The sequence below is a fragment of the Ahrensia marina genome, from assembly GCF_001293565.1.
In the GTDB taxonomy this organism is placed as follows: domain Bacteria; phylum Pseudomonadota; class Alphaproteobacteria; order Rhizobiales; family Rhizobiaceae; genus Ahrensia; species Ahrensia marina.
In genome coordinates this window covers 1-12,186 of record NZ_JXMU01000004.1, presented here as the reverse complement: position 1 = coordinate 12,186, position 12,186 = coordinate 1, and the positions used below count along the sequence as shown (strand labels likewise).

Genomic DNA, 12,186 nt, shown 5'->3' with positions numbered 1-12,186 from the left:
GCGGTGAAGATTAAAAAATAGACATTTTTGCTAATTGCTGGGACTGCAAATACATCACTCACCTTCGCTCAGTTTAAGCTAAGTATTTGTTATAAAATATTTAAAATAGCCATCGGAAAAACTGGCACGTCGGTTGCAATAACCAAATCGTTATTAACGCATTTGGAGCTAAGCAATTGAATAAGATGACACGCCGGTTTGCCCTTCTAGGAGCAACATCCCTGATTTTGGCCTCGCAATTGGTTGGCAGCGCTACTGCACAAGAAGAAACCATTAAAGTAGGTGTACTGCACTCGCTATCCGGCACGATGGCGATTTCCGAAACCACTCTTAAAGACACGATTGAAATGCTGGTCGATCAGCAAAACGAAAAAGGTGGCTTGCTTGGTAAACAGCTTGAAGCCGTAGTCGTAGACCCCGCTTCCGACTGGCCGCTTTTTGCAGAAAAGGCACGTGAGCTCTTAACCGTTTCAAACGTCGATATTATCTTTGGCTCGTGGACATCTGTCAGCCGCAAGTCAGCGCTACCGGTTCTGGAAGAGCTTAACGGTTTGATGTTCTATCCGGTTCAGTATGAAGGCGAGGAATCGTCCAAAAACGTGTTCTACACAGGTGCCGCACCAAACCAGCAGGCGATCCCGGCGACAGATTATTTTCTGGAAGAATTGGGCGTCGAGAAGTTCGCACTGCTGGGTACAGACTATGTTTATCCGCGCACAACGAACAAAATTCTCAATCAGTACCTGCTTGATAAAGGCATTGCCGAAGAAGATATTTTCGTAAACTACACACCATTTGGCCACTCCGATTGGTCAAAAATTGTTGCCGATGTGGTCGCGTTGGGCGCGGATGGTAAAAAAGTTGGTGTGATCTCAACGATCAATGGTGATGCAAATATTGGCTTCTATAAAGAACTGGCTGCGGCAGGTGTGTCTGCCGATGATATTCCGGTTGTTGCTTTCTCTGTGGGTGAGGAAGAGCTGTCAGGCTTAGATACATCAAACCTTGTCGGCCATTTGGCGGCTTGGAATTACTTCCAGTCCGCTGACAATGAAGCCAACGCCGAGTTCATCGAAACGTGGAAAGCCCGTATGGGCGAGGAACGCGTGACCAATGACCCGATGGAAGCCCATTATATTGGCTTCAACATGTGGGTTAATGCGGTAACAGAAGCTGGCACAACAGATGTCGATGCTGTTCGCACGGCCATGTATGGTCAGAAGTTTCCAAACCTGACTGGTGGCACAGCGGAAATGTTGCCTAACCATCACCTCACAAAGCCAGTTCTGATCGGTGAAATTCAAGCCGACGGTCAGTTCGACATCATCAGCCAGACTGATCCGGTTGCCGGTGATGCCTGGACGGATTTCCTGCCGGAATCGGCAGTGCTGGAATCCGATTGGAAAGATCTGGAATGCGGCATGTACAACACCGAAACCAAAACCTGCGTACAGATCCAGTCTAACTACTAAACAACTGTCCTCCCAGGACGTGTATGGCCGGGGCTGCCTAGGCGGCTCCGGCATCGAAGGATCATCGGATTTTAAACCTTATGCTTCGTATTTTGACTGTCATGGTGATGCTTGTAATCGCCACCTTACCCGTCGCGGCTCAAACCGGGCAATTACAAACTATATTGCAGGAAAACAGCAAGGATGTGGAGCGTGCATCACGCAAAACCATTTCTGCAGTGCTGGATGCGCTGTTGGCAAGCGGCAATGAAAATGTGCCGGTACTTCTGGAGAACTGGCAGAACAAACAACTTTGGATGCGTAAGGCCGATGGGCTTTTCTTTTATGTCCTCAAGCCAGGCGCTAAGCCGATAGAGCTCATCAACATTGATACCGGTGCTGTCGAAGGCACAGCGGAAAAATCTGATTTAAAAGAGCTGAGGCCGAATAGTGGCGTACGCTCGGTTATGGCTGCGGTGCTGGTACAATTTCAGCTAAAAAGCAGCGATCCGATGACACGATTGGGCGCTCTGAGCGCCATTGAACGCAGTGCCGAGGAGAGCCATTTTACCGCTTTGCGCGCGGCAGTCGCTAACGAAACCGATGATGCAATTCGTGCAAAAATGCAGCGACTTGAACGTCTGCTGACAATTCAATTCGATAAGCAAAGCACTGCGCGTGTCGAGGCAATTGAAAGTTTTGCCGGTGATACCAGTCTTGATGTGCGCGCTGTACTCAACCCTATTTTGATAACACGTACCAAAGTTGCCGAAAGCATTCCGGAAACCGACAATCTGGCCAAGAGACTTTCGGTCGGCGATGATATAGCGTACGCAGACGCATATCAGATGTTGGTTGATAGTGAGCGTGCACCTGCGCGCATATCCAAGCAAGCCCGCGATGCAGCACTTGTTGAAAATATAAGCAACGGTCAAGTTGGCGGCTTTGAAGTCGCGTCGTTAAATACGGAGGCTGCACGCATAAAAGCCTATCAGGCATTGGTCGCAGAAAGCGATGTGCCACCTTTTATCACCAATGAAGCTGTTCAAGCCGCCATCGATAATCATGTCTTTTATGACGCCTACATAGAGCCGGAGGCAACAGTAACGGACGCCGCGCGCAAAGCTGTCCGTGCCATCAATCTCAGTGTCAGTGCCTATCAGATTGCCGATCTCGGACTTGATGCGGTTTCATTGGCATCGATTTATTTTTTGGCCGCTATCGGGCTTGCGATCACTTTCGGCGTGATGGGCGTTATCAATATGGCGCATGGCGAGTTCATTATGATCGGAGCGTATACTGGTTACGTTGTTCAGCAAATTATACCCGATTACACGATCTCAATAATTGTGGCACTGCCGCTCGCTTTCATTGTTGCTTTTGGCGCGGGCGTGGTTCTGGAAAGATTGGTCATTCGCCATTTGATGCATCGACCGCTTGAAACATTGCTTGCGACCTTTGGTATTTCGATTGCACTCCAGCAATTGGCAAAAAACATTTTTGGAACACAGGCGCGACCGCTCACCTCTCCCGACTGGCTGGATGGTGCATGGATTTACAATGACATTGTTTCCATCAGCTACATTCGCATTGCGATCTTTATTCTGGCGCTTCTGTTTCTCGTTTTGCTGCTTTTCATTTTGAACCGTACACGACTGGGATTGGAAGTGCGTGCTGTAACCCAGAACCCGCGCATGGCATCTTCGATGGGCATCAACCCGGACAAGATCAATATGCTGACTTTCGGTCTGGGCTCCGGCATTGCAGGTATTGCCGGTGTTGCTATCGGCCTATTCGGTCAGGTCACATCGGAACTTGGCTCCAGCTATATCGTGCAAAGTTTCATGACTGTGGTTGTCGGCGGGGTGGGCAATATCTGGGGCACATTGGCCGGTGCAAGCATGATCGGATCGTTGCAGAAAGTCATTGAGTTCTTCAACCCGTCAAACACGCTGGCGGCGCAAACCTATATGATTATCTTCATCATCATATTCATCCAGTTCAGGCCAAAAGGTATCATTGCACTTAAAGGCCGGGCGGCGGGAGATTGATTATGCAAAACACTTTCCTGATTCGCCGCCAGTCGGTTCTTGTCTTCATCGGCTTGCTTGCACTCTTCACTATAGGCGCGACACTGTTATCGGAAGGTCTTGGCATTGGTCTGGTCTCAACCAGCTTTGTCAAAACACTTGGTAAAACACTTTGCCTGTGTCTTGTTGCGCTGGCGATGGATTTGGTCTGGGGGTATTGCGGTATTCTCTCATTGGGCCATTTCGCCTTTTTCGGCCTTGGCGGTTATATGATTGGTATGTGGCTAATGTATGCACGCACTGAGCAGATCGTCATCAACTCTCTGGCCAACGCATCGCTGCCGCCAACGCCTGACGAGTTGAGTGATGCAATCGGTACGCAGATTTTCGGCGTTGTGGGCGGTAGTGACATTCCGGCTGTCTGGACATTTGCCCATAGTCTGCCTTTGCAGCTAGCATTGGTTGTGCTTGTTCCCGGAATACTTGCACTGGTGTTTGGCTGGCTCGCATTTCGAAGCCGTGTGACAGGTGTTTATCTTTCAATTTTAACGCAGGCGATGACACTCGCGTTGGCGCTGTACTTGTTCCAGAACGATAGCGGACTGCGCGGTAATAACGGGCTTTCCGGTCTGCAAAACATTCCCGGTGCTGCAGCTGTTTCCCAAGATCTGATCTCAATCTGGTTCTTATGGGCTTCGGCTTTCGCACTTGGCCTTGGCTATCTTTTCGCCGTTTGGCTTGTGTCTGGAAAATTCGGCAGTGTTATCCGTGCTATCCGCGATGATGAAACGCGGGTGCGCTATCTTGGCTATTCGGTGGAAGCTTACAAATTAGTGGTGTTTGTCATTACCGCAGTCATTGCTGCGATTGCCGGCGCGCTGTATTACCCGCAAGCCGGCATTATCAATCCGGCGGAAATCGCGCCAATTGCTTCAATTTACCTTGCTGTTTGGGTTGCAATCGGTGGTCGGGGACGACTGTATGGTGCGGTTGTCGGTGCGGCATCTGTGTCGCTTATTTCAAGTTGGTTCACATCCGGGCAGGTGCCCGATCTGCCGCTCGGCTTTTATACGGTCAAATGGGTAGACTGGTGGCTTGTATTGCTCGGTTTCGGCTTTGTGCTTGTTACGCTTTACGCGCCGCAAGGCCTCGGCGGCCTGTTTGACCGTCTTGTACGGAGGCAGAACCCATGAGCAAAAATCCCATGTTACTGGAAGTTTCGGGCGTGTCGGTGACTTTTGACGGATTTCGCGCGATCAATAATTTAAGTTTCCAGATAGCCAGCGCGGAACTGCGTGCCGTTATCGGGCCCAACGGTGCCGGTAAAACCACGATGATGGATATCATCACAGGCAAGACGAGACCTGATACGGGTAAAATCACCTATGGAAGGCCGGGCAAAAACCTTCTGAAAATGAGCGAAAGCGCGATTGCCCGCATTGGCATCGGCCGCAAGTTTCAACGCCCGACCGTATTTGAGAACCAAAGCGTTTTTGATAATCTTGTTATGGCGCTCAAGAAAAACCGCTCTCCGCTTGATGTTGCTTTTTACAGACGCAGCCAGGAAGACATCAAAAAGGTTGAGGACCTTGCTGCAGAGATCGGTCTGACAGAACAGTTGCACAGAATGTCGGGCGAATTATCACACGGCCAAAAGCAATGGCTGGAGATCGGTATGTTGCTGGCGCAGGACCCCAAGCTTTTGCTCGTTGATGAACCGGCTGCTGGCATGACGCCTGAGGAGCGCGAAAAAACAACGGATATTTTGCGCAAAGCGGCAAAAACCCGCGCGGTCGTTGTGGTTGAACATGATATGGAATTTGTGCGCCGTCTAAACTGCCGCGTGACTGTTTTGCATGAAGGTTCGGTACTTGCCGAAGGCAGCATTGATCACGTTACCAAAGATCAATCGGTCATTGACGTATATCTGGGGCGCTAAAGTGTTAAAAGTTGAAAATCTCGATCTGCATTACGGTCAGTCCAAAATTCTGAAAGACGTCTCGATCGATGCGTCCGCCGGACAGGTAACCTGTATCATGGGGACAAACGGTGTTGGCAAGACCAGCTTGCTCAAAGCCATTTCCGGCGTGCACCACCGTTCGGCAGGCTCCATTGTATTTGACGGGCAGAACATCGGCAAAATGCAGCCCTATAAGCTGGCATCGATTGGTCTTGGATATGTGCCGCAGGGACGTGATATTTTTCCATTGCTGACAGTGCGTGAAAATCTGGAAACCGGATTTTCATGTTTGCCGCGTGCGAAGCGCATGGTTCCGGATGAAATTTACGAGTTGTTTCCGGTTCTCAAAGACATGGAAAACAGGCGCGGCGGTGACTTATCCGGCGGACAGCAACAACAGCTTTCAATTGGTCGCGCGCTTGTTACCAATCCAAAATTGCTGCTGTTGGACGAGCCGACAGAAGGCATTCAGCCAAATGTAATTCAGCAAATTGGCCGTGTAATCGAATATTTGCGCGACCGTGGCGACATTGCGATTGTCCTTGTCGAACAATATTTTGAGTTTGCATACGCTTTGGCCGATCAGTTTTACGTGTTGAGGCGAGGTGAAGTCACAATGAGCGGCAGCAAGCATCAGTTCAACAAGGCTGAAATGCTGGATGCTGTTTCAGTATAGAATATTCCCATACACATGGTTATTGGTTCAATACATAGGCTGCCACTGCCAACAAAAGGACCGTTTCAACGCCAGCAATTATATACAGTAAAGTTGAAAATGGTTGCTTAGTCGTCTTGTGGCGAAATAAACGACGGGCCAATAGCGCCGCCGGCCAACCGCCAATCAAAGCCAGTTGCAGTAATTTGCGCTCAGATATGCGTTGCGCGTTTTTCTGCTGCGCGCGCTTTTTGTCTATCCGGAATAATAGCAAAGTACTCAACCAAATGATGATTAAATAGACGAGCACTATGCTTGTAATACCTGTCATATTTGGCTCAATCATTTGCTTTTCAGGCAGAACGCCTGCCTAATGTCTTGCTATTGTTATGTCTGCTTTCTATTTCATAGATAGAAGGTAGCGAAAACAGTGATTTTTCACGGAGGAAGTAAAATGGGTTTGTTTGATTTTGTAAAAAACGCCGGAAAGAAACTGGGCTTTGGCGACGATGATGAAAAAAATGCGCAAGAGCTTAAAAAGGAACTCGATTCCCATAATCTTGGCACGGAAGCCGTTCAGATTGAAATGAAAGGCGACACAGCCGTCATTCGTGGCGCGGTTGAAGATCAATCAATCTTTGAAAAAGCAGTCGTTGCCATTGGCAATACTTTAGGTGTTTCTAAAGTTGAAGCCTCCGAGTTGAAGGTCAGCGTTCCGTCAAGTGGTTTAAAACTTGATAGCAATGTTGATATTAACAGTGTGATCGCTGCGGCTGATCCAGCCAAGGAACCCCGCTTTCATACAGTAGAAAAAGGCGACACCCTCTCCGCGATTTCGAAAAAAATGTATGGCACAGCCAACAAATATCAGGTGATTTTCGAAGCGAACACGCCAATGCTCTCCCATCCTGATAAAATTTATCCAGGTCAGGTGCTACGCATTCCGGACATTGATGCTGCTTAAATTCTAAAAACTATAAATCCGGCGGGAATGTCTGTTCTCGCCGTTTTTTATGAATAGTTTCACCAGAAATGGACTTTCTGCTTCAAATCGTGCCGAATGTTGATTAGACAGCGTTAAATTGAATTAGTCCGGCGGCTTCGTGCCGCATTTACGGAGAAGAAAATGCCACACTCATCCCGCAGTCCCAAGGTCATAACTGTATTTGGCGCATCCGGCTTTCTTGGTCGTCATGTGACAAGTGCATTGGCAAAGCGCGGATATCGCGTTCGTGCCGCAGTACGTAGGCCTGATCTTGCCGGACATCTCCAGCCTTTGGGTGATGTCGGACAGATTGCGGCTGTGCAAGCTAATTTGCGTCACCGCTGGTCCGTCGAGCGCGCGCTTGATGGTGCGGATGCTGCGATCAACCTCGTTGGTATTCTGTTTGAGGGCGGCAAGCAAAGCTTCAATTCCGTTCAGGAGTTTGGCGCAAAGGCAGTAGCGCAGAGCTGTGCAGAGCGTGATATTCCGTTGGTGCATATTTCGGCGATTGGTGCGGACGAAAACAGCAATGCGGAATATGCGCGCACCAAAGCACGCGGTGAAAAGGCAGTGATCGATGCGCTTGGTGAGAAGGCGATCATTATGCGCCCGTCAATCATTTTTGGTCCGGAAGACAATTTTTTCAATCAGTTTGCCAATATGGCACGCTTCTCGCCGGTTCTGCCTTTGATTGGCGGCGGCGAAACAAAATTCCAGCCTGTCTATGTCATTGATGTGGCTGAAGCGATTGCAAAAGCGATTGATGGTGAATTGAAGGGTGGTCAGACTTATGAACTTGGCGGTCCGGAAGTGATGAGCTTCAAGCAATGTCTGGAGGAAATGCTTGAGGTGATCGACCGCAAGCGAATTCTGGCAACGGTACCGTGGGCACTGGCACGCATTCAAGGGTCTATCCTCGGCATGTTGCCAAATCCGCTTCTGACGAAAGATCAGGTCATTTTGCTGGAAACAGATAACGTAGTTTCCGAAAATGCCCGGTCAGGAGGGCGTACGCTGGAAGCTATAGGCATTAAACCGTCAAGCGTAGAAGCGATCTTGCCAACCTATCTTTGGCGTTTTCGTGAAACCGGACAGTTCCGCAATCCAAATGCGTTATCCAAAGATAGCTAACAAGAGCGGCTGCCAACATGCAGCTATTTGAGTTTGCGCATTACCTGCCGGAAAATCTAAGCACTGCATCAGCCTTGCTTTTGATCATCGCCAGTTTTTTCACATCGGCTATGACCGCAGCTTTCGGCATCGGCGGCGGCCTTGCCATGCTGGCATTGATGGGAATTTTAATGCCAGTCGCATCGCTCATACCGGTGCATGGCCTCGTTCAGCTCGGTTCAAATACTGGTCGCATGTGGCGCATGCGTGCATTTCTGAATCACCAGATTTTATTGATTTTTACGCTGGGTGCCGTTCTCGGCGCATTCTTGGGCGGCTCTTTGGTTTTCACTATTCCCGATGCTGTTCTCAAATTGATTTTGGGAATATTCATTCTGATTGTAACTTGGCTGACATTACCCAAGTCGGTCAGCAATTCGAAAACCATTATTGGCATTGGTGGTTTCGTCACCACAACGCTAACAATGTTTTTAGGGGCGAGTGGCCCGCTGGTCGTGGCTCTTTTATCGAAGACTTTTGATGAGCGACAACAACTCATTGCCAATACTGCGGGAGCAATGTCCATTCAGCATGCGCTGAAAGTTATTGCATTTGGGTTTTTTGGTTTTGCTTTTGCTCAATGGCTGCCGTTGATCGCGGCGATGATCGTGATCGGTTATCTTGGCACGATCATCGGCGGTAAGCTTCTCGGCGTGATGAACGAAGATTTGTTTCGCATCATATTTAAAATCAGTGTCACGCTTTTAGCGCTTGATATGATCCGGCGGGGGCTCGGCTTCTAGCCGATCAACCAAAGGCCGATCAGGCCGGCACTGCCGACAAAAATGCGCCACCATGCGAACAGTGCAAAGCCGTGTTTGGAAACATAATCAAGCAAATAGCGCACAACAATTACCGCAGAAATGAAGGCGCTGATGAAACCGGCAACAATCAATGTGACATCATTGGCGGTGAGTACATCATAGTTTTTATAAAGATCGAGCGCGAAAGCACCGGCCATTGTTGGCATGGCGAGAAAGAAAGAAAACTCTGCCGCAGAGCGCTTGTCAGTGCCCATGAGCAATGCGCCCGCAATGGTTGCGCCGGAACGGGATGTGCCCGGGATCATGGCAAGACATTGGAACAGACCGATTTTGAAGCAAAGCGATGGCGGGTAATCCATCACGTCCTCATATTTGGGCTTGAGCGGCAGCTTGTCGATCCATAGCAAAATGACGCCGCCAACCAGGAGGGCGATGCAAATTGTCATCGGCGATTCAAATAAAATCGTCTTGATAAAGCCGTGCGCCAGTCCACCAATGACAGCGGCTGGCAGAAAGGCAAGCAAAATACCGGCAACAAAACGTTGTGTTTTCGGGTCAGAAGGCAGGTCTGTTGCGATCTTCCAGAGCCGTGCAGCATATACTGATAGGATCGCAAGAATGGCGCCAACCTGAATAAGAACTTCGAAAGTTTTGCCTGTTGAATCAAATCCGAGAAAATGGCCGGCAAGTAGAATGTGTCCTGTAGAAGAAACCGGAATGAACTCTGTAAGCCCTTCCAACACACCCAAAAGCAGTGCCTGCACTATCGTCTGATCGGCCATGATCTAATCCCAATTTCAGCTTTGCCAGCATCCCTTAAACGGCAAGTTATAAATAAGCACCTAAAATTTTTGTGCGCGGTAAATCACAGCCATTTTTGCTCAAGCATATTGTCGCTTTTTTGTGATTGTCGTCGTAATGAGCTAACATGAGAAATATAACGAATTATGACGTCCTAATATTGGGCGGCGGCGCTGCTGGTTTGATGTGCGCAATTGAGGCTGGAAAACGCGGGCGGCGTGTTTTGGTGATAGACCATGCGAAAAAGCCCGCCGAGAAAATCCGCATATCCGGCGGCGGCCGGTGCAATTTTACCAACCTTCATTGTGGTCCGGGAAACTTTCTTTCTCAAAATCCGCATTTTTGCAAATCAGCTTTAAGTAACTATACCAGTGCCGACTTCATTGAGCTTGTGCGACGGCACCAAATACCGTTTCACGAAAAAACGCTCGGCCAGCTCTTTTGTGATACCTCCGCCAAAGACATTATAAAAATGTTGTTGGTTGAAATGGCTGCAGTCAAGGCCGAGCTTTGGCTGGAAACAAATATCAGTCAGGTCACCAAAATAGATGATGGTTTTCGCGTTGAAACATCTAAAGGCTCATTAGAAGCACAAAGCGTGGTCGTTGCCACAGGCGGCAAATCCATTCCCAAGATGGGGGCAACAGGTTTCGGGTATGATATTGCCGCGCAGTTTGGCCTTGCTGTTATCGAGCCGCGGCCGGCGTTGGTCCCGTTTACTTACACGTCAGACATTGCTGAAACTTGGGGGCAAATGTCGGGAGTAGCAATGGATGTGCGCACATCGATTGCAAAGACGCGTTTTGAGGAGGCGATGCTTATCACCCACCGTGGACTGAGCGGGCCTGCGATTCTTCAAATTTCCTCTTATTGGCGCGAAGGCAATGCTGTTGAAATTAATATGGCCCCCAATCATGAAATTGGAATCGAACTTGCGGGTGCGCGCCATGAAAGGCCTAAGGCAACTGTGGCAACTGTATTGTCGGATTTCCTGCCCAAAAGATTTGCTCAGCATATTGCCGAGCACCTGAATATTAGTGAGTTAAAGCTGGCGGATATGTCCAAAAAGACAATACAGCTTTGCGAAGATTATATCCATAAACACAGTTTCATGCCGGGCGGTACAGAAGGGTATCGTACAGCAGAGGTGACCTTGGGTGGCGTTTCAACATCAGAACTTTCACAAAAAACGATGGAAGCAAAATCGGTGCCGGGACTGTTTTTTATCGGTGAGGTCGTCGACGTGACAGGCCATCTCGGTGGCCATAATTTCCAGTGGGCTTGGTCATCCGGCGTAGCCGCAGGTCAAGCGGTATAATTATTCACAACGCGGATATCCATTGCTGCGCTCTTGCAAGATGAACGCAATAACATCTTCGCGCGTTGGTGCTTGCGCGGTGAGCACACGGGACGTCGCGGCAATGATATTAATGTGCCCGGCGTTTTTATACAGTTTGGTTTCTGAACGGTTGCCTGCCGAACGTAAAGCTGCCGCCAAGTCAATACTGTTGTCTGCCTCTACTGTTTCATCCGCCAATCCATGGATTAACAGTGAAGCTGGTTTTTTAGAATTTGCGAAATTGATAGGCTGGCTTTGTGCGCGCATCGAAGCAGGAAAGACCTCTTTCAAAGCTGGACGGGTCAGCGGCAGAAAATCATAAGGACCGGATATGCCTATCAATCCGGCAACGTCGCGGCAGTTGTTCAGATTAACTGCATTTAAATAACGCGGGTCTAGCGAAAGTAGTGCAGCAATATGTGCGCCTGCAGAATGACCCATGATAAATACAGGTCGATCCGGATAGCGCTTTTTAAGTGCTGCAAACGCTTTTGCCCCGTCATATACGAAATCGGGAAATTTTACTTCCGGATAAAGGCGATAGTCAGCAATCGCAGTTATGATGCCCGATGAGGCGAAACTGTCGCCTAAAAAGGGATACAGGTTACGGCTGCCCATTTGCCACGTACCACCATAAATGAATAACATCACAGGCGTATTGTCGGTAATATTTTCGGGTAAATAAAGATCGTACTTTTGGCGCTGGTTATCGCCATAACTTATGTCTTTAACGCGCGATTCTTTGCCGCCCATCGCCGCAACATTCAAAAGAGATGTTGCTGAGCAAGCACATAGCGTTATCGCTAAAAAACAAACGACTAATAGGCGGCGTAATATATTTATCATCACAGTTAGTACGCTTCCGAAGTAGGAACGGTTTCACGAAACTCGATTTATTTACGTATGTGACTGGCAGTCATGAAAGAAAGTTCTACTTGTCATGTTTCTGCAATTGCGGCGGGCCATAAGCTTTGCTAAAGCTTTTTCGTGCTGTGATATTATCACGCTCAGGCACCCGTAGCTCAGCTGGA

At 48.8% G+C, this 12,186-nt stretch carries 12 protein-coding genes; 9 read left to right on the top strand and 3 right to left on the bottom strand.

The genetic code is table 11. From position 1 onward, the window contains the following. Positions 1–185 precede the first annotated feature (185 nt). The 5 genes from urtA (at position 186) to urtE (ending at position 6,117) form a co-directional block, all read left to right on the top strand. The gene (gene urtA / locus SU32_RS04155; RefSeq protein ID WP_053998089.1) at positions 186–1,472 is read left to right on the top strand and encodes an urea ABC transporter substrate-binding protein; all 1,287 of its coding nucleotides are present in this window, start codon (positions 186–188) and stop codon (positions 1,470–1,472) included. An 80-nt stretch (positions 1,473–1,552) separates the two neighbouring features. After that, the gene (gene urtB / locus SU32_RS04150) at positions 1,553–3,502 is read left to right on the top strand and encodes an urea ABC transporter permease subunit UrtB (RefSeq protein ID WP_053998088.1); all 1,950 of its coding nucleotides are present in this window, start codon (positions 1,553–1,555) and stop codon (positions 3,500–3,502) included. 2 nt (positions 3,503–3,504) lie between these two features. After that, the gene (gene urtC / locus SU32_RS04145) at positions 3,505–4,674 is read left to right on the top strand and encodes an urea ABC transporter permease subunit UrtC (protein ID WP_053998087.1); all 1,170 of its coding nucleotides are present in this window, start codon (positions 3,505–3,507) and stop codon (positions 4,672–4,674) included. After that, positions 4,671–5,420 carry an urea ABC transporter ATP-binding protein UrtD gene (gene urtD, locus SU32_RS04140; RefSeq protein WP_201454874.1) on the top strand — a complete coding sequence of 250 codons (750 nt, stop codon included), beginning with the start codon at positions 4,671–4,673 and terminating at the stop codon, positions 5,418–5,420. The genes urtC and urtD overlap by 4 nt, the downstream gene beginning before the upstream one ends. 1 nt (position 5,421) lies before the next feature. Then, on the top strand, positions 5,422–6,117 hold the full coding sequence (urtE, locus tag SU32_RS04135) for an urea ABC transporter ATP-binding subunit UrtE (RefSeq protein WP_053998086.1): 696 nt from the start codon (positions 5,422–5,424) through the stop codon (positions 6,115–6,117). A gap of 19 nt (positions 6,118–6,136) precedes the next feature. Here urtE and SU32_RS04130 read toward each other — a convergent pair whose 3' ends face one another. Further along, the gene (locus SU32_RS04130) at positions 6,137–6,442 is read right to left on the bottom strand and encodes a DUF1294 domain-containing protein (RefSeq protein ID WP_201454873.1); all 306 of its coding nucleotides are present in this window, start codon (positions 6,440–6,442) and stop codon (positions 6,137–6,139) included. Between the two features lie 108 nt (positions 6,443–6,550). Between SU32_RS04130 and lysM the strand changes: the two genes are divergently transcribed. The 3 genes from lysM to SU32_RS04115 all read left to right on the top strand — a co-directional run bounded on the left by lysM (position 6,551) and on the right by SU32_RS04115 (position 8,994). After that, a complete protein-coding gene (gene lysM / locus SU32_RS04125) occupies positions 6,551–7,060 on the top strand; it encodes a peptidoglycan-binding protein LysM (RefSeq protein ID WP_053998085.1) in 510 nt (169 codons plus the stop codon). Between the two features lie 162 nt (positions 7,061–7,222). Beyond that, positions 7,223–8,212: a complex I NDUFA9 subunit family protein gene (locus SU32_RS04120; protein ID WP_053998084.1), complete on the top strand. Its 990-nt coding sequence runs from the start codon at positions 7,223–7,225 to the stop codon at positions 8,210–8,212. A 17-nt stretch (positions 8,213–8,229) separates the two neighbouring features. Beyond that, positions 8,230–8,994: a sulfite exporter TauE/SafE family protein gene (locus SU32_RS04115; protein WP_053998083.1), complete on the top strand. Its 765-nt coding sequence runs from the start codon at positions 8,230–8,232 to the stop codon at positions 8,992–8,994. On the opposite strand, the gene SU32_RS04110 is transcribed toward SU32_RS04115, so the two are convergent. After that, positions 8,991–9,797: an undecaprenyl-diphosphate phosphatase gene (locus tag SU32_RS04110; RefSeq protein WP_053998082.1), complete on the bottom strand. Its 807-nt coding sequence runs from the start codon at positions 9,795–9,797 to the stop codon at positions 8,991–8,993. The genes SU32_RS04115 and SU32_RS04110 overlap by 4 nt on opposite strands. 146 nt (positions 9,798–9,943) lie before the next feature. On the opposite strand from SU32_RS04110, the gene SU32_RS04105 reads away from it, so the two are divergent. Beyond that, positions 9,944–11,134 carry a BaiN/RdsA family NAD(P)/FAD-dependent oxidoreductase gene (locus tag SU32_RS04105; protein ID WP_053998081.1) on the top strand — a complete coding sequence of 397 codons (1,191 nt, stop codon included), beginning with the start codon at positions 9,944–9,946 and terminating at the stop codon, positions 11,132–11,134. Here SU32_RS04105 and SU32_RS04100 read toward each other — a convergent pair whose 3' ends face one another. After that, positions 11,135–11,908 (bottom strand): alpha/beta hydrolase, encoded by a 774-nt coding sequence (locus tag SU32_RS04100; protein WP_160316288.1) that lies wholly within the window; start codon positions 11,906–11,908, stop codon positions 11,135–11,137. Between the last annotated feature and the right edge of the window lie 278 nt (positions 11,909–12,186).